Below are 16,545 nucleotides of genomic sequence, written 5' to 3' on the forward strand. Positions count from 1 at the left end.
GGGAATTCCTCACAATCGATGGGGTTGGGTGTCTACAGGGTTGATCAACTGGTCAGCACGAGCGCGCTGTTGAAGCCGCCGTGGCCGCGGGCGAGGACCAGCGCGGTGGTCAGCCGAGCCGGCCGCGGCCGGTCCCGCACCAGGTCGAGGTCCGGGTGGGCCGGCGTGCCGATGTGGACGGACGGCGGGATCACCGCGTCGCGCATGGCCAGCAGCGCCGCGGCGACGTCCAGCGGGGCGCCGCCGGCCAGCAGTCGGCCGGTCATCGTCTTGGGGGCCGTCACCGGCACCCCGCGAGGGCCGAACACCGCGCTCAGCACCCCGGCCTCCGCACGGTCCTGCTCGGCCACCCCGCTGGCGTCGGCGAAGACCACGTCGATGTCAGACGGGCCGAGCCCGGCGTCCGCGAGCGCCGTCTCGATCGCCCGCCGCAGGCCGGGCGGACGGCCGGAGCCCGGCCGGGGATCGAAGGTGGCCGCGTAGCCGGCGATCCGCCCGTAGTGGCGGTGCTGCCCGCGCTCGGCCGCCCGCTCCGGGTTCTCCAGGACGAGCAGCGCGCCGCCCTCGCCCGGCACCCCGCCGGAGGCGTCGGCGTCGAACGGCAGGAAGGCCCGGTGCGGATCCCGGCGCGGGCTCACCGTGCCACTGCGGGTGAGGCAGAGCCACGACCACGGGCAGAGCGAGCCGTCCACCGCGCCGGCCAGCATCAGCGCGGTGCCCTCGCGGACGTGCCGGCGCGCCTTGGCCAGCGCGTCCAGGCCGCCCGCCTGTTCGGCCACCAGCGCCGAACCGGGGCCGCGCATGCCGTGCCGGATCGAGATCTGCCCGGTGTTGACCGGGTAGAACCAGGCGAAGGACTGGTAGGCGCTGACGTAGGCCGGGCCCTTGCTCCACAGCGCCTGGAGTTCCTTCTGGCCGAACTCGAAGCCGCCCGCCGAGGCCGCCGTGACCACTCCGGCGGAGAAGTCCGGCATCGCCGACGGATCCGCCCCGGCGTCGGCGAGCGCCTCCTCCGCCGCGACCAGGGCCAGCCGGGTCATGTGGTCGGTCTGCGGCAGCAGCCGGCCCGGCAGGTGGTCCTCCGGCGTGAAGTTCACCTCCCCGGCCACGTGCGCCCGGTACCCGGCGGAGTCGAAGCGGGTGAGCGGCCCGAGCCCGGAGCGGCCGGCCAGCGTGGCCTCCCAGTACTCCGCCACACCCCAGCCGTTCGGCGCCACCACGCCGATCCCGGTCACCACCACGTCGGTCATGCCCTGCTCCACTCCGGCTCGGCGAGCACGATCGCGCTCTGGAAACCGCCGAAGCCGCTGGCCACGCTGAGCACCGTCGGCACCCGCTGCTCCCGCGCCGTCAACGGCACGTAGTCCAGATCGCACTCGGGATCGGGCACGTGCAGATTGGCCGTCGGCGGCACCACCGAGTGCTCGATCGCCAGCGCGCTGGCAGCGAACTCCAGCGCGCACACGGCGCCGAGCGAGTGCCCGATCATCGACTTGATCGAGCTGACCGGCACCCGGTAGGCGTGGTCACCGAGGCTCTTCTTGAACGCGGCCGTCTCGTGCCGGTCGTTCTGCTTGGTCGCCGAGCCGTGCGCGTTGACGTAGCCGATGTCCTCGGGGTTCATCCGGCTGCGGTCGAGCGCGACCCGGATCGCCTCCGCCATCTCGTTCCCGTCCACCCGCAGCCCGGTCATGCTGTAGGAGTTGCAGCGCCCGGCGTAGCCGGTGACCTCGGCGTAGATGTGCGCACCGCGCCGGCGCGCGTGCTCCCGCTCCTCCAGGACGAACATCGCCGCGCCCTCGCCGAGGGCGAAGCCGTTGCGGGTCAGGTCGAACGGGCGCGAGGCGCTTTCCGGTTCGTCGTTGCGCGGGGTGGTCGCCTTGATCGCGTCGAAGCAGGCCACCGTGATCGGGGAGATCGCGGCGTCCGAGGCGCCGGCCAGCATCACGTCGGCCGTGTCGTCGAGGATCAGGTCGCAGGCGTGCGCGATCACGTCGATCCCGGAGGTGCACCCGGTGGAGACCACGCCCACCGGGCCCTCGGCCTCCGCCAGCCAGGCCAGTTCGGTCGCCATGGAGGACGGCACGAAGTAGTCGTAGAGGTAGGGCACGCCGTGCGCGTCGTCGACCAGGCGCTTGCGGCCCTCGTCACTGACCACGGCGAACTCGCGGTCCAGGCTGATCGTCATCCCGCAGGCCGTGCCGGCCATCACCCCGGTCCGTACCGGGTCGTTGACCCCCGACACCCCCGAGTCGGCCAGCGCCTCACGGGCCGCGACCACCGCGAACTGCGCGGTGCGGTCCCACTGCCTGATCTGACGCTGCGTCAGACCACTCGCCTCCGGGTCGAAGTCGCACTCGGCGGCGACCCGGGACCGGAACGGCGCCGGGTCGAAGGTCGAGATCGTCCGGGTCGCGGTCCGGCCCGCCGTCAGGAGGTCCCAGAACGCCTTGGTGCCCACCTCACCGGGGGCCACCACGCCGATCCCGGTCACCACCACGCGCCGCCGTCCGTTGTCAGCTGCCACCGCCGCGCCCCCTGTTCGTCTCCCTGCTCGTCTCCGACGACATGCCCGATGCCCTCCTGTCCGGTGCGTCCCGCCCTGCCCGCACGCTGGGGCGGGTCAGGGACTTGAGCCGGATCAGATCGTCCTGGCAGGCGTTCGCGGCGGCTTCGAGCCGCCGTCCACCCCGCACGACGGGCACCGCGACCGCCCCCCGCGGGAAGGCGACGCGAACCGGGGTCGAAGCGCACTGCCTAGCGTCTGGCCGCATGGACATCGACACCGACATCTGCGTGGTCGGCGGCGGGCCGGCCGGCCTGACCCTCGCCCTGCTGCTGGTCCGCTCCGGCATCCGGGTCACCGTGCTGGAGCGCAGCCGCTCGCTGGACCGGACGTACCGCGGGGAGATCCTCCAACCCGGCGGCCAGGCGCTGCTGGACGAACTGGGCGTCCTCGCTCCCGCGCGGGAGCGCGGCGCCGTCGAGCACGACCGGTTCCTGCTGGAGGAGCACGGGCGGGTCCTGATCGACGGCGACTACCGCCGGCTGCCGGGGCCGTACAACTGCCTGCTCAGCCTGCCGCAGCGGCACCTGCTCACCGAACTGCTGGCCGCCTGCGAACGCTACGACGGATTCCGCCAGTTGGCGGGCGCCAAGGCGACCGCGCTGGTCGAGGAGGGCGGCGCCGTCCGGGGCGTCGTCGCGGGCGGGTCCGCGGGCGCGCCCGCGCAGGTGGTGCGGGCGCGCTGCGTGGTCGCCGCGGACGGCCGGTTCTCCAAGGTCCGCGGCCTCGCCGGGATCGGCTACCGTCGCCAGGAGCTGTTCAGCCAGGACGTCCTCTGGTTCCGGCTTTCCGCACCGCCGCGGCCGGGCACCCGGCGCCCCTGCGACGTCCGGGTCTTCCGGGCCGGCGGCAACCCGGTGCTGAGCTACCGCTCGGTGCCGGACGCGCTCCAGCTCGGCTGGACCCTCCCGCACGGCGGCTTCCGCCCGCTGGCCGACCGCGGCATCGACCACATCGTCGAGCAACTCTGCCGCGCCGCACCGGAGTACGCCGAACGGATCCGGGCCGAGATCACCGGCTTCGCCGACCTCTCCCTGCTGGACGTCTTCTCCGGCAGCGCCGAGCAGTGGGTGCGTCACGGCCTGCTGCTGATCGGCGACGCTGCCCACACCCACAGCCCGATCGGCGCCCAGGGCATCAACCTGGCCATCCGCGACGCCGTGGCGGCCCACCCCGTCCTGGTCGAGGCGGTCCGCAGCGGCGACGCGGGCGCGGCCCGGCTGAGCCGCTACGCCGAGCTGCGCCGGCCTGAGGTGGAGCGGATCACCAGGATCCAGCAGATCCAGAGCCGCATGATGCTCTCCACCGGCCGGTTCTCCTCGACGCTGCGCCCGCGGGCGGCGGCACTGATGTCCAGGACCCCGCTCTACGGCGCCCTGCTGCGCCGGATCGCCTTCGGCACCGCCCCCGTCCGGCTGCGCACCGACCTTCTCGCCGCCGTCGAGCGGTGACCGACACCTCCCCGTACCCGACCAGACCCCGCGCGCGTCGGCGCGCCCCGCGAAAGGAAAGAACACTGTGCAACCGATAGGCGAACTCCCCCGCCACACAACGGTGTTGACCGCCGCCTCGGGCGATTCTGCGACGGCCGGAGCGGTGCTCCTCGCGCTCGCCGTCATCCTCGGCACCGCCTTCGTCTGCGGGCGGATCGCCCAACGGCTGCGCCAGCCGGTCGTCATGGGCGAGATCGTCGGCGGGGTCGCCCTCGGGCCGAGCCTGCTCGGGCTGCTGCCGGGCGAGCTGGACGCCGAGCTGTTTCCCTCCGAGGTCCAGTCCTACCTGCGGGTGCTGTCCCAACTTGGCCTGGTCCTCTTCATGTTCACCGTCGGCCTGCGGTTCGACGTCGGCCATCTGCGCGGCGTCGGGCGCCGGGTGACGGCCGTGTCGCTCAGCTCGGTGGCGCTGCCGTTCGCGCTCGGCGTCGGGCTGGCGCTGGCGCTCTACCCCTGGTTCGACACCGCCCAGTTGGCCACGGACGGCCGGCTCGGACCGGCGCTGTTCCTCGGCGCTGCGATGTCCATCACCGCCTTCCCCGTCCTCGCCCGGATCATCGCCGAGCGGCGGATGCAGAACGACCCGCTCGGCAGCCTGTCGCTGGCCAGCGCCGCCTTCCAGGACTTCCTCGCCTGGTGCGCGCTGGCCGTGGTGGTGGCCGTGGTGCAGGCCCGGGGCCTGTGGTCACTCGGACGACTGGCGCTCAGCACGGCGGTGGTGGTGCTGGTGCTCGCCGGTGTCGTCCGCCCGGCGCTCGCCCGGCTGCTCGACCCGGGGCGCCGCCGCCCCCTCGGCGAACCGTGGATCCACGCCGTGCTGGTCACCGGCACCCTGCTCACCGCCTGGGTCACCAGCCGGATCGGGCTGGACTCCGTCTTCGGGGCGTTCATGTTCGGTGCGGCGGTGCCCCGGGACCGGATCGAGGCGGTCGCGCCCGAGGTCCCGGAGCGCATCGAGCAGGCGGGCCTCCTGCTGCTGCCGGCCTTCTTCGCCGTGACCGGTCTCGCCGTCGACCTCACCGGCCTCGGGCTGCGCGGCCTGGTCATCGTGGTGGCGGTGCTGGTGACGGCCTGCGCCGGCAAGTTCGCCGGCGCCGTCGCCGCCGCCCGGGCCACCGGCTCGACCCGGCGCGAGGCGACCGTGCTGGGCATCCTGCTCAACGCCCGGGGCCTCACCGAACTGGTCATCCTGAACGTGGGCCACCGGCTCGGGGTGATCGACACCCGGATGTTCAGCGCGATGGTGGTGATGGCCCTGGTCACCACCCTGATGACCGGGCCGCTGCTGGCCCGCACCGCCGTGCGCAACGGGCCCGCCACCGCTCTGCCGACCCCGTCGGCGCAGCCCGCGGGGGCGCGCACGCCGTCCTGACGGGCCCGGCGTCCTGACGGGCCGGGCTCAGGGCGCTTCCGTCCACCCGCCGACCCCGCGCAGCTGCCGCCGCAGCTCCCGCTCGACAGGGCTGAGCGGCACGTCGGGCCGGAGCCGCTCCGGATGCCCCGGTGCCGGCCCGCGCCGGGGCGGCTCCACCACCGGCACCACGAAACCCGCCGACTGGCCCAGCACCGCCAGCCCCCGCAGGAGCCGGCCCAGCAGGCGGCAGCACCATCCGATCGCTTCACGCATCCGCCGAGCATGGCGGCCGGTCCTGAAGCGCCGTTCGAGCCGGCCGCCCCGGACCGGTCAGTCGGCGGGCGGGTCGCCCTCCCAGGTCAGTTCGCCGCTGCCCAGGGCGACGGCCGCACGTGGGACCATCGGCCCGGCGCCCCGACGGGAGAGCAGGACCACGCCGCTGACCTGCGCGGACAGTGAGCCGAGCCGGGCCGCGCACTCGGCGGCGAGCTCCTTCGGGTGCCGCGTGCGGCCGAGCGACAGGTGCGGGGTGAAGCCGGCGGCGTGGCCGCGGCAGCGCGGGAAGCGCTCCAGGAGATCCGCGTACAGGCGGACCCAGGGCGCCGCGCCGGCGGCGGCCGGGTCGAGCCAGACGGTCGCGTACGCGCGGTGACGGAAGCTGCGGACGCCGCTCAGGCGGGCCGTGAACGGCCGGGTGCCGGCCGCGGCGGCGGACAGCAGCGGCGCCGCCCGGCCGAACTCGCTCTCCGGGACGAACCCGAAGAGCAGGTTGACGTGCGGCGGCCACCGGCGGATCTGCGGGTCGTGTTCGAGGCGGATCGCCTGGATGGCGGGCCACAGCTCGGCCGGCGGCAGCCAGGCGACGGCCGTCCGGGGCGTCGGGGCGAGGTCGAGGACGGCGGCGGGCCCGGCTTCCCCGTACCCCGCCGCCGTCGCGTCCGTCATGCCGACACCGGGCATACCGCGGTTGGACATACCGCCATTGCACTACACGCCCAGCCGCGCCTCCACCGCGGCCAGCAGCTCCCGGGCCGGGAGCAGACCCGGCTCGGCCGCCAGGGCGCGGCGCAGCAGCACCAGCGCCGACGGGTCGTCCCCCGCGCGGACGGCGGCCAGCGCCTCGTTGTAGTCGATCCGGCCGGCGTAGCGCAGCCGGACCAGCGCGGCCAGGTCCTCCCGGCAGGACGGGCAGCGCAGGCTCTCCGGCTCCACCGGGACGGCGCACTGCGGGCACGGCACCTCGATCGGGGGCACGGCGGCTTCGGACGTCATCGCGGACCGGCCTCCTCCGGGCGGACCGGGCCGAGCGACTCCGGCGTCGGGTCGTTGCCCAGCTCGCGCTGCGCCTGCGCGTACAGCACCAGCAGCGCCGAGTTGTGCCGGTTGGCGGCCTCCATGTTGGCGGACTCGACCGACGCGTCCAGCCCGCGCAGCTCGGCGATGATCTGCTGGGCGAGGGCCGGCGAGACCAGGTTCTGGCTGACGTAGACGTTGCACATGGTGAGCATCCGGAAGGTGTGCCCGAGCGAGTCGCACAGCTCGTCCGCCCGCTGCGCGGCGCGCACCGCCCCCTCCCAGTCGGCGGCCTCGCGGCGCAGCCGCAGCTCGGCGGCGACCGCGCGCAGCCGGTCCAGGTCGCTCGGGTCGAGGTGCTTCTCGCAGTAGTGGATGAACAGGCTCAGGTACGCCTCCGAGCCGCGCACCCAGCGCTGGGCCTTGAGCTGGCGCTGGGCCCGCTCCAGCGCCTCGTCCACCGACCGGCCCCGGGTCTGGCCGGCGGCCAGGTCGTCGAGGGTGTCCATGAGGTGCTGCGCCTCGCGCAGTTCGGCCTCGGTGAGTTCGCCGCCCCAGCGGTCGGTGAAGGTCTCGATCTGCCGCTGCTGCTCCTCGACCTGGACCTTGAGCTCGGGGTCGAGGGTGGCGCGCTCCAGCTTGACGGTCTTCTCGCCGCCGCCCTGGATCCGCACCGACAGGGTGATGGTGCGGTCCCGGTCGAGGCCGAAGGAGACGTCGACCGGGATCCGTCCGCCGAGGCCGGCGGGCAGCCGGAGGGTGAGGTGGCCGATCAGCTCGTTCTGCTGGGCGATCTCGTGCTCGCCCTCGTAGACCGCGACCTCCAGCCGCTGGCGGCCGCTGCCGGAGACGACGAACTCCCGGCTGACCGGTGAACTCGTCGGGTAGCTCGTGTTCTTGGGGATGATGACGGCCATCCGGCCGTCGTTGAGCTCGATGCCGAGGTTCTTCGGGGTGATGTCGAACGGGTTGGTGACCTGCATCAACTCGCCGCATCCGGTGCAGACTTCGCTGCCCGGCGGATTGACGGATCCGCAGGCGGCGCAGCGCAGGCCGACCTCCTCGGCGGCCGTGGAGGCGACCCTGGTGCGGCCGGGGGCGGCGGAGTTGAGGGCCTCGCCGCAGAGTTCGCACGCGGTGACGCCGGGGGCGGCCGGGGTGCCGCAGCGCGGGCAGTTGTCGGTGCGGACGACCGTGGCGGCCTGGGACGGGGCGGGGCCGGCTCCCGAACCGTCCAGCGCCCGCGCGCACTTGGGGCAGGCGGTAGCTGCGGCGTCCACCGGGATGTGGCAGCCGGGGCAGGAGACCCGGGGGTCGCCGAGCAGCGAGGTCGCGCAGTTGGCGCAGGCCGAGGCGGAGAGGTCGCCGGGGGCTCGGCACTCGGGGCACTCGACCTCGCCGACCAGCGCGGACTGCACGGCCGCGCCGAGCGCGACGCACTGCATCGGGTTGACGCCGCGCCGGATCCGGCGCGGCCCGAAGACCTCGCCGAGGCGCCGGGCCACCAGCGGGATCGCGGTGGAGCCGCCGACCAGCACCACCTCGTCGATGTCCCCGACGGTCAGGTTGGCCTGCATGATGGCCTTGTGGGTCAGCTCGATGGTGCGCTCGATGTGGGCCTCGATCAGCTCCTCGAAGCGGGCCCGCTCGAACTCGGTCTCCAGCACCAGCTGGCCGGCGCCGAGGCCGGGCAGGATGACCTCGGAGGACTCCTGGTGGGAGAGCTCGATCTTGATGGTCTCGGCGGTGGAGGCGATCTTGGGGCGGTCGCGCAGGTCCGGCCGGTAGTCCGCGCCGTACTCCTCGCGGATGTCGTCCAGCAGCGCGGTGGTGATCGCGCGGTCGAAGTCGTCGCCGCCGAGCAGGTTGTCGCCCTCGATGCCGAGCACCGAGACCGAACCGGGCACCAGCAGCAGGATGGAGATGTCGAAGGTGCCGCCGCCGAGGTCGTAGACCAGGACGGTACGGCCGTCGTCGCCCGCCTCCGAGGTGATCCCGTACGCGAGGGCGGCGGCGGTCGGCTCGTTGATGATCCGCAGCACGTGCAGGCCGGCCATGCGGCCCGCCTCCTGGGTGGCCGCGACCTGCCGCTCGCCGAAGTAGGCGGGGACGGTGATCACGGCCCGGTGGAAGGGCTCGCCGAAGCGCTGCTCCGCGTCCTCCTTGAGGCGGTGCAGGATGATCGCGGAGATCTCGATCGGGGTGTAGGAACGGCCGTTGAACCAGACGTTCACGTCGCCGTCGGTGCCCGCGGTGACCTTGTAGTCGACCTCCTTGAGGGCGGCCTGGACCTGCGGGTCCTTGAACTTGCGGCCCATGAAGCGCTTGACCGAGCGGATCACGTTCGCGCCGTCGATGGCGGTGCGGCTGCGCGCGGTGGAGCCGACCAGCAGCTCGCCCTTGCGGCCGGTGCCGACGACGGAGGGCGTGGCCTCCTGGTTCTGCCGGTTGAAGATGATCTCCGGCTCGCCCCGGCGGAGGTGGGCCACCACGGAGTTGGTGGTGCCCAGGTCGATGCCGAGTGTGCGGTACATGTCGTTCCCCTCTTGCCCCTCGTGGTCCTACTTCTTCTTCCGCTTGCGCCGGCCGCCCGGGGCCACGCCGCCGCGCCGGACGCGGGCCCGGGCCGCCTTCGGCTGGGCGGGAATCACCGGCGCGGCGGCGTGGCCGGGCTCGTCGGGCCGAGGCTCGTCCGGCTTCGGCTCTGCGGGCTCCTCGACGCCTTCGGGCTCCTCCGGCTTCGGCTCCGGCACGAGCGCCCGCTCCACCTCGTCGGCCGGGACCTCGGCTCCGGGTACGTACGCGGCGACCACCACCTGGGCCCGGCGCAGCACGTCCTCACCCCAGAAGAACCCGGTGACCACCGTCCGCACGACCGTCTCCGGCGCCACCCCGGGCCGCGCCTCGCTGCCCACGATCTCGGTCAGCGCCGGGTCCGCCGCCAGCCCTTCCAGCCGCATCGGCCGCACCCCGGCCCTGGCGAGCCGGCCCAGCAGGCGGCGGCGGGTGGCCTCGATCCCGGCGCCCCGGCCGAGCTGGACCAGCTCGCCGTCCAGGCCGAGCGCCGCCAGCGCGTCGTCCACCTCGACCAGGACGCCCAGCAGGTCCCGCTGCGCTGCCCGGGCGGCCTCCGCCTCCTCGGCCCGCTTGCGCTGCAACAGCGAGGCCCGGAAGAGGAGTTGGGTGAAAGCCTGGTCGAGGTCGAGCTCCAGGGCGCGCTGCGGGACGGGCAGCGGTGCGAGCGGCTCGGACGACGGCGGGCGGGTCGTGGTCATTCCGGTACCTCGATCTGCGGCAGCACGGACAGGTCGGCGGCGAAGCGGGCGGGGATGGGTGGCTCGGGGTCCGTCCCGGCCGGGGCGGGCTCGGCGAACTCGGCCGCCAGCTCGGCGCGGTGGAGCGCCAGGAAGGAGTCGGCGGGCGGCAGCCGGGGCCGGTCGACGACCAGCAGCGGTTCGGCGAGGGCCGGCGCCAGCAGCTCGGCCGCGTGGTCGACCGGCTCGGGCGGGAGGGGCTGCTGGAGGTCCACCTCCAGCCGCCGGTCCGGGTGGCGCAGCAGGCCGGCGGCGTCCTGGATCTGCTGGCGGGTGTAGCGGCCCGCCCGTAGCGCCGGGCTCACGGCGAGGTTGATCTCGCGCGCCCCGGCGGTGATCGGAACGCCCAGGACCTCGTACGGCGACGGTTCGTGCAGTGGCATGGCGGGTGGTCTCCTTACAGCGGCAACGGCCCTGGTGCGCCGGTCAGTGCAGCGCGTTGATCCGGCGCTGGAGGGCGCGCAGCTCGCGGTCGTCCGGGTCGTGCTCGACGGCCTGGCGGATCAGCTGCCGGGCCTCCCGGAAGGCGCGCGCGTTGGCCCGGTTGACGGCGAAGGCGCCGTAGACGACGCCGAGTTCGGTGTGCAGCTTGGCGATGTCCTCCGGGGCACGGGACAGGCCGAGCGCCTCCTCCAGCAGCCGGGCGGCGCCGGAGAAGCGTCCGGCCTCGTAGTGGCCGATGGCCTCGCCGCGCCAGACGCTGACCATGAGCCGGCGGACGTCGGGCGAGTCGTCGTAGGACAGCGCCTTGCGGAGGATGTCGGCCCGTATCCGGAAGGGGCTGTCCTCAAGGTTGTCCAGCACGTGGTTGGCCAGCATGACGCCGATCCGGCGCGGCGCCTCCCGGGCGGGGTCGCCGTCCCACTCCGGGTCGGCGTCGAGCGCCTCGGTCATCCGGGCGACGGCAAGCGGGCGGTCCTCGGCGAGGGCGGCCGAGCGGGCCAGGCGGCGCAGCACGTAGGCGAGGCCGAGCCGGTGGTCCGGGTCGGGGTCGAGGCTCGCGAGTTCGCGCCACCGGTCGGCGGCCTCCGTCAACTCCTCGTCGGTGGAGTCGGGTTGGCTGAGCTCGCCGGCCCGGTTGCCGAGGGCGGCCAGCATGAAGTGGCGGGCGGTCGGGTCGCCGGGGGCGAGCACGAGGCTCTTGCGCAACAGGGTGAGGGCGCGGGGGTAGTCCTTGGTCTCGTTGTTGATCTTCCGGGCCCACTGGGCGTAGGTGGCGCCGAGGTCACCGCGCACCTCGGCGTGGTCGGGGGCCAGCATGAAGGCCCGTTCGAGCAGTTCGGCCGCGCCCTGCTGGTCGTCGTCGCTGCTCTTGAGCAGGGCGCGGGCGGCGCGCAGGCCGGATTCGGCGGCGATCCGCGGTACGTCGTCCGGGAGTTCGGCGCCGAGGAGGTCGAGGGCGCGGGTGAGGCAGTCCAGGGCCTCGCGCCAGTCCTGGTTGCGGTGGTGCGCCCGGGCCTGGCTGACCAGGGTCTCGCCGAGCAACGCCTCCCACTCCGGGCCGCGTTCGGCCTCTGGGATCGCGTCGAGCGCACTGACGGCTGCGGCCTGCCGGCCCTGGATCAGCAGGTAGCGCTGCGGGCCGAGCTCACCGAACAGCCCCAGAGCACGGGCGAGTTGGGATCCTCCGGACCTTGCCGGTCGGATAGCCTCGTCGAACCAGCCGCCCCAGTCGGCGAGTTCCGGCTCCCGCCGGAGCAGCCGCGCGAGGGTCGGGCCGAGCACGAGGCGCCGGGCCGGGCCCCCGGGGAGCGCGATGCGCAGGTCCTCCTGGGCGAACGCGTCGGCGCTGTGGGCCTCCATGCCCAGCAGGACCGTCCACGCGGTGACCTCGTCGCCGCTGCGCCCGGCCGCCCGGTCCAGCGCGCGAAGGTCCTCCCGGAGGCGCTCGGTGAGCGCGGCGCGGGCGGCGGCGATGCGCGGAGGTTCGGCCGGTCGGCCGGTGACGCGGACGGACTCCGCCCACAGGTCGGGCTGGTACAGGGCGGCGACGAGGCAGCCGATCGTCCACTCCCAGACCCGCTCGTCGATGCCGGCCCCGCCACCGGAAGCGAGCCGGTACCCGGCCAGGCCCAGCGCGTGCAGCAGCCGGGGGTGGGCGGGGTCCGTGAGCAGCAGAGCGCGGTAGGCGTGCCAGGCCTCCCGGCGGCGGCCCGCCAGCGCGTGCCCGTGGGCCTCGTGCTCGGCCAGCACGGCGAGGGTGGCGGCGGCCTGCGCGTGGTCGGGCGTCAGCCGCAGGGCCTCGCGCAGGTCGCCGGCGGCCGGGCCGGGCTCGCCCCCGTCGAGGCGGGCGGCGGCCCGGCGGACCAGGACGGCGGTGCGCTCCCGGGCGGCGGCCTCCGGCAGCTCGGCCAACGCCTCGTCCAGGCGGCCCAGTTCGGCGCGCAGAAGGGCGAGGTCGAGCCGGACGGGCGCGGCGGCGGCGCTCTCGCCGAGCGCGTCCGCCCAGGCGGCGAGAGCCGGTTCGGCCAGCTCGGGCGTGCCGGCCCGGCGGGCGCAGTCCAGGACGGCGCGCAGGGCGGGTCCGACGCAGCGGACGCAGCGCGGCGAGGCGGCGTCGGCGGGGCGGTGCAGGTGCGCGGCGCACGCCTCCCGGCCGCAGCCCCCGCAGGCGCCGGCGGCCGGACGGGCGCAGACGGCGCAGTCCGTGCCCCCAACGCCCGGAGGCAGGGCGCCGGCCGGGCCCGGCGCGGACAGGAAGTGCCGGTGCCACGCCAGCGCGACGGCCCAGTTCCCGGCCCGCTCCGCCAGCACCGCACGCAGCCGGGCGAGGGCCGGATCGCCCGCCGGGTCGGCCTCCAGCGGCGCGAGCAGGGCGACCGTCTGCACCGGGCGGCCGGCCAGCAGCGCGGCGGCCGCCAGGTGGTAGCGGTCGCGCGGGCCGGCGGCGGGGTCGAGCAGGCCGGGCAGCGCCTGCGGCCTGCCCTCGGCCAGGGCGAGCGCGGCCCGCAGGCGCCCCTGCCGTCCGGTCACGGCGCCGGCCAGGGAGTCCGCGAGCGCCAGCGCCTCCGTGGCGTGCGCGCGCGTCTCGGGGCGATCGCGGCCGGTGACGAGCAGGTGCGCAGCCTCGCGCAGGGCCGCCTCGCGCAGCGCCTGCCGGTAGCCGGGGGCGGCCGGGTCGTCTGCGGCGGCCTGCTGCCACAGCTGCCGGGCCGTCGCCGGGTCGGCCGCCAGGCATCGCCGGGCCAGACGGTCGCGCACCAGGGCGAGCCGGTCGCCCAGGTCGTCGCCCGGCCGGCCGTGCTCGCGCAGCGGCTCCCACCGGGCCAGGGCGCCCGCCGGGTCGTCCGACCGGGCACACGCGAGGCCGTGGTGGAAGGCCGCGACCCGGCCCCACCGGGAGTCGTCCCCGGCCTCGGCGCGCAGCAGCGGCTCCGCCTCGGCCGTCCGTCCGGCGGCGAGCAGGGCCGCGCCGAGCCGGACCCGGGCCGGGCGCCAGTCCGGGGCCAGGTCGAGGCCGGCGCGGTAGTCGGCGGCGGCCTCGGCAGGCCGTTCGGCCCGCTCGTGCACCAGGGCCAGGCCGAACCGGGCCGGGGCGAAGGCGGGTTGGGCCGCGAGCGCGGCGGTGAACTGCTCGGCGGCCCGGTCGTCGGCACCCAGCAGCAGGGAGAGCCGGCCGAGCGCGTAGCGGGGGCGCGGGTCCCAGGAGGCCTGGTCGGCCGCCGCCTGGAGGTCGGTCCAGGCCGCCTCGGTCTCGCCGAGCCGCTGCCGGGCCAGGCCGCGGAACAGCAGGCACTCGCTGCGCAGCGCCGGGCCTCGGGACCACCGGTACGCCTCGCCCGGCGCGCGCCGCAGCGCCTCGTCGAAGGCGGCCACGGCGGGCACGTCCCGGTGCAGCGCGAACAGCTGCGCGCCCCAGCGGAACCAGAGTTCGCCGCCGCCGTCCCGCACGGCCCCCGCCAGCAGGGCCTCGGCCTCCGCCGCGCGGTCGCTGCCGCGCAGCACGGCGGCCCGGGCCAGCACCGGCCAGTCCCGCCCCGGCAGCGCCGCGAGGGCGTGCCGCGTCGCGGTCTCCCGCTGCTCCGGCGGGCCCTCGCGGCAGAGCCGTTGGAGCCAGTCCAGCGCGCGGGCCGCCGCCTCCGCCTCGGCACCCGGTTCGGCGCCTCCGGCCGTCGCCTGCAGGAAGGCGAGCAGCGGCCCGAGGTCGCCGCCCGGCGCCCGCATCCGCTCCTCCGCCAACCGGTGCAGGCTCCACCGGGGCAGCTGCCGGGCGGGGTCGACCAGCAGCGGGAAGGCCTCGCGGTGCAGCGCGAGGGCGGCCTGCGCGTCGCCGGCGGCGGCCGTCGCCTCGGCCTGCCCGAGCAGGGCGAGGCCGCGCTGTCCGTGCAGCGCCTCGGGTGCCGCGGCCAGTCGCCCGGCCAGCTGCGCGTACCGGCGCCGGGCCTGCTGCGTCCTGCCCGCCGCGAGCCGCTCGGCCGCCCGGGCCAGCGCCTTCGTCACCGACTCCGGGTCGAGCGCCCGCCGGCGCCGGACCAGCAGGACGCCGGCCACACCGGCCAGTGCCACCACGATCAGCAGCACCGCGAGCTGCGCCATGCGCCGTCCCCCTGCGCTCCAAAACCGCCCCCGACATGATCAACTATCCGATGTCGATCATGATTTGACGTTATTTCATGATGTTGCTCAGCGAGGATCAGGATAGGGCCTCGGTGGGGCGGCGGCACAGGAACGAGCACTATCCTGGGCAGCGCGAGCAGCCGGCCCGCTGTCCACGGGCCGGCGTCAGGCGTCAGGCGGGGGTCGCGCGTTGGGTGCCCGGGCTCCGGTTCGGACCGGAGTTCGACCCCGAGCAGTACGAGCTCCTCGAGTTCCACCACCGGGGCGGCGAGGCCGAGGTGTGGCGGGCCGTGCGGACCGGCCACAGCGGGCTCAAGGAGCTCGTCGCCGCGAAGATCATGCTCGAACGCGACCCCTCCGAGGTCCGGCGCTGGCTCGGCCGCTGGGACGACGTCTCGCACAACGCCCACCGGCTCGGCGTCACCGACCTCGTCGTCCCGAGCTTCCTCCTCGGCCCCTCCCCGCACCGGCCCGGCACCATGCCCACCAGCAGCCTCCTCGGCTACCAGATCTCCCCGTGGGTCGACGGCGTCCCGCTGCACAGCTGGGCCCGCGCCAACCGCGCCGGGCCCGCGGCGGCGGCCGAGGTCCTCGCCCGGCTCTGCCGCATCGTCGACGAACTGCACCGCAAGCGCTGGGTCCACCGGGACATCTCCCCCGCCAACGTCCTCGTCGACGCCCACGGCCAGGTCAAGCTCATCGACCTCACATTCCTCGCCCCGCTCGACCACACCCTCACCGTCGCCGTGTTCACCCCCGGCCACGTCCCGCCCGAGGCCGAACAGGTCGGCGGCTTCCCGACCACCGGCAAGGACCTGTTCGCCGTCGGCACCCTCGCCCGCACCCTCCTGCTCCCCGAACACGGCCGGCTCGACCACCGGTCGGCCGCCGAACAGGCCCGCGCCGAACTCCTCGCCGCCGGCTACGGCGACGACATCGCCCAGTGGGCCTGCGAGGCACTCGCCCGCGACCCCGACCGCCGCCCCGCCCCGCTCGGCCCCTGGGCCGCCCGCGGACGCGAACTCCTGCGCGCCCACCGGCCGTCGCCCCGCACCACGGGCCTGGCCGTGCTGCCCGACGCCGCCGGCCGGCCACTGGTGGCCGCCGCCGGTGCCGCCGGTGTCGTGCTGGCCGGCCACGGCGCACACCGCCTGCCGCCCGGTCACGGACCCGTCGCCGTACGGGAGTTGGTGTTCGGATGGGCCGGGCGCCAGGGCGAACTCGTCCTGTGCGCGGAGGACGGCGCCGGTGCCCTGTGGGTCGGCACGGCCACCGGCTGGTGGGAGGCCGCACGCGGCGTCACCGGACTGGCGGGCGCGGTCGACTCCACCGGCGAACTCACCGTCTGGACGGCCGCCGGCGGCGCCCTCCACTCCTACCGCTGGGCTCCCGGCCGCACCCTCACCGGCCGCGAACTGCCCGGCTGCCCCGCCGACCGGGTCCTCGCCGCCGTCGAGGAACGGTCCGGCGCGTGGCTCGTCCTCGTCGAACACGGGGGCCGCGTGCTGTCCTGGCGCACCGGCTCGACCCCGACCCCGCTCGGGCCGCCGGGTACGGTCCGCGCCGCCGCCCTCGCCCGCACCTCCGCCGGACCCCAGGCCGCGACCCTCCACGCCGACGGCTCCGTCCGGCTGCACACCGTGGGCTCGGCAGGGCCCGGATCCGAGACGGGCGACGGCGAACCCGCCCTCGGCCTCGCCATGGCCGGCCACCGCGGCGGCCCCACCATCGCCCTCGCCGGCGAGGGCGGCGTCCGCCTCCGCCTTCCCGCCACCGGCACCTCCCGCCGCCCGCGCTGGTGGCGCCCGACCCTCCGCCCGGCCACCCGCGTCGCCCTCGCCGTCGGCGACGACTGGCGCCTGTGCCTGGCGGCCATGGTCGAGGGCGAGTTGCAGTGCTGGCAGGAGGACGCCGGCTACCGCTGGCAGTCGGTGCCCCTCCCGGACCCGGGCGAGGCGTGACACGGCG

The 16,545-nt window shown here is 75.7% G+C and carries 12 protein-coding genes; 3 read left to right on the plus strand and 9 right to left on the minus strand.

Annotation, left to right across the window (positions count from 1 at the left end; all coding sequences use genetic code 11):
• Nucleotides 1-44 precede the first annotated feature (44 nt).
• Nucleotides 45-1,250 (minus strand): ketosynthase chain-length factor, encoded by a 1,206-nt coding sequence (locus tag F7Q99_RS02985; protein ID WP_153459947.1) that lies wholly within the window; start codon nt 1,248-1,250, stop codon nt 45-47.
• On the minus strand, nt 1,247-2,527 hold the full coding sequence (locus F7Q99_RS02990) for a beta-ketoacyl-[acyl-carrier-protein] synthase family protein (RefSeq protein ID WP_326846189.1): 1,281 nt from the start codon (nt 2,525-2,527) through the stop codon (nt 1,247-1,249). Before F7Q99_RS02990 ends, F7Q99_RS02985 begins: the two co-directional genes overlap by 4 nt.
• Before the next feature lie 245 nt (nt 2,528-2,772).
• Here F7Q99_RS02990 and F7Q99_RS02995 point away from each other — a divergent pair, with 245 nt between their 5' ends.
• Both F7Q99_RS02995 and F7Q99_RS03000 read left to right on the plus strand, forming a co-directional pair.
• Nucleotides 2,773-4,017 (plus strand): FAD-dependent monooxygenase, encoded by a 1,245-nt coding sequence (locus tag F7Q99_RS02995; RefSeq protein ID WP_153459948.1) that lies wholly within the window; start codon nt 2,773-2,775, stop codon nt 4,015-4,017.
• Nucleotides 4,018-4,120: 103 nt separating this feature from the next.
• On the plus strand, nt 4,121-5,431 hold the full coding sequence (locus tag F7Q99_RS03000; protein WP_407697838.1) for a cation:proton antiporter: 1,311 nt from the start codon (nt 4,121-4,123) through the stop codon (nt 5,429-5,431).
• 27 nt (nt 5,432-5,458) lie between these two features.
• On the opposite strand, the gene F7Q99_RS03005 is transcribed toward F7Q99_RS03000, so the two are convergent.
• Genes F7Q99_RS03005 through F7Q99_RS03035 form a run of 7 tightly spaced genes read right to left on the minus strand, consistent with a single transcriptional unit; the run spans nt 5,459 to nt 14,556 of the window.
• Nucleotides 5,459-5,686 carry a DUF6059 family protein gene (locus F7Q99_RS03005; protein WP_230210144.1) on the minus strand — a complete coding sequence of 76 codons (228 nt, stop codon included), beginning with the start codon at nt 5,684-5,686 and terminating at the stop codon, nt 5,459-5,461.
• A 57-nt stretch (nt 5,687-5,743) separates the two neighbouring features.
• The gene (locus tag F7Q99_RS03010; protein ID WP_230210145.1) at nt 5,744-6,388 is read right to left on the minus strand and encodes a 2'-5' RNA ligase family protein; all 645 of its coding nucleotides are present in this window, start codon (nt 6,386-6,388) and stop codon (nt 5,744-5,746) included.
• Nucleotides 6,389-6,400: 12 nt separating this feature from the next.
• On the minus strand, nt 6,401-6,685 hold the full coding sequence (locus F7Q99_RS03015; RefSeq protein WP_153459950.1) for a hypothetical protein: 285 nt from the start codon (nt 6,683-6,685) through the stop codon (nt 6,401-6,403).
• Nucleotides 6,682-9,240: an Hsp70 family protein gene (locus tag F7Q99_RS03020; RefSeq protein ID WP_153459951.1), complete on the minus strand. Its 2,559-nt coding sequence runs from the start codon at nt 9,238-9,240 to the stop codon at nt 6,682-6,684. The genes F7Q99_RS03015 and F7Q99_RS03020 overlap by 4 nt, the downstream gene beginning before the upstream one ends.
• 27 nt (nt 9,241-9,267) lie before the next feature.
• Nucleotides 9,268-9,981 carry a nucleotide exchange factor GrpE gene (gene grpE, locus F7Q99_RS03025; RefSeq protein ID WP_153459952.1) on the minus strand — a complete coding sequence of 238 codons (714 nt, stop codon included), beginning with the start codon at nt 9,979-9,981 and terminating at the stop codon, nt 9,268-9,270.
• Nucleotides 9,978-10,403 (minus strand): hypothetical protein, encoded by a 426-nt coding sequence (locus F7Q99_RS03030; protein ID WP_153459953.1) that lies wholly within the window; start codon nt 10,401-10,403, stop codon nt 9,978-9,980. The genes grpE and F7Q99_RS03030 overlap by 4 nt, the downstream gene beginning before the upstream one ends.
• Nucleotides 10,404-10,446: 43 nt before the next feature.
• A complete protein-coding gene (locus tag F7Q99_RS03035; RefSeq protein WP_153459954.1) occupies nt 10,447-14,556 on the minus strand; it encodes a tetratricopeptide repeat protein in 4,110 nt (1,369 codons plus the stop codon).
• A 215-nt stretch (nt 14,557-14,771) separates the two neighbouring features.
• On the opposite strand from F7Q99_RS03035, the gene F7Q99_RS03040 reads away from it, so the two are divergent.
• Nucleotides 14,772-16,538: a protein kinase domain-containing protein gene (locus F7Q99_RS03040; RefSeq protein ID WP_195910985.1), complete on the plus strand. Its 1,767-nt coding sequence runs from the start codon at nt 14,772-14,774 to the stop codon at nt 16,536-16,538.
• Nucleotides 16,539-16,545: the final 7 nt, after the last annotated feature.

The sequence above is a fragment of the Streptomyces kaniharaensis genome (genome assembly GCF_009569385.1).
GTDB classification, from domain to species: Bacteria; Actinomycetota; Actinomycetes; order Streptomycetales; family Streptomycetaceae; genus Kitasatospora; species Kitasatospora kaniharaensis.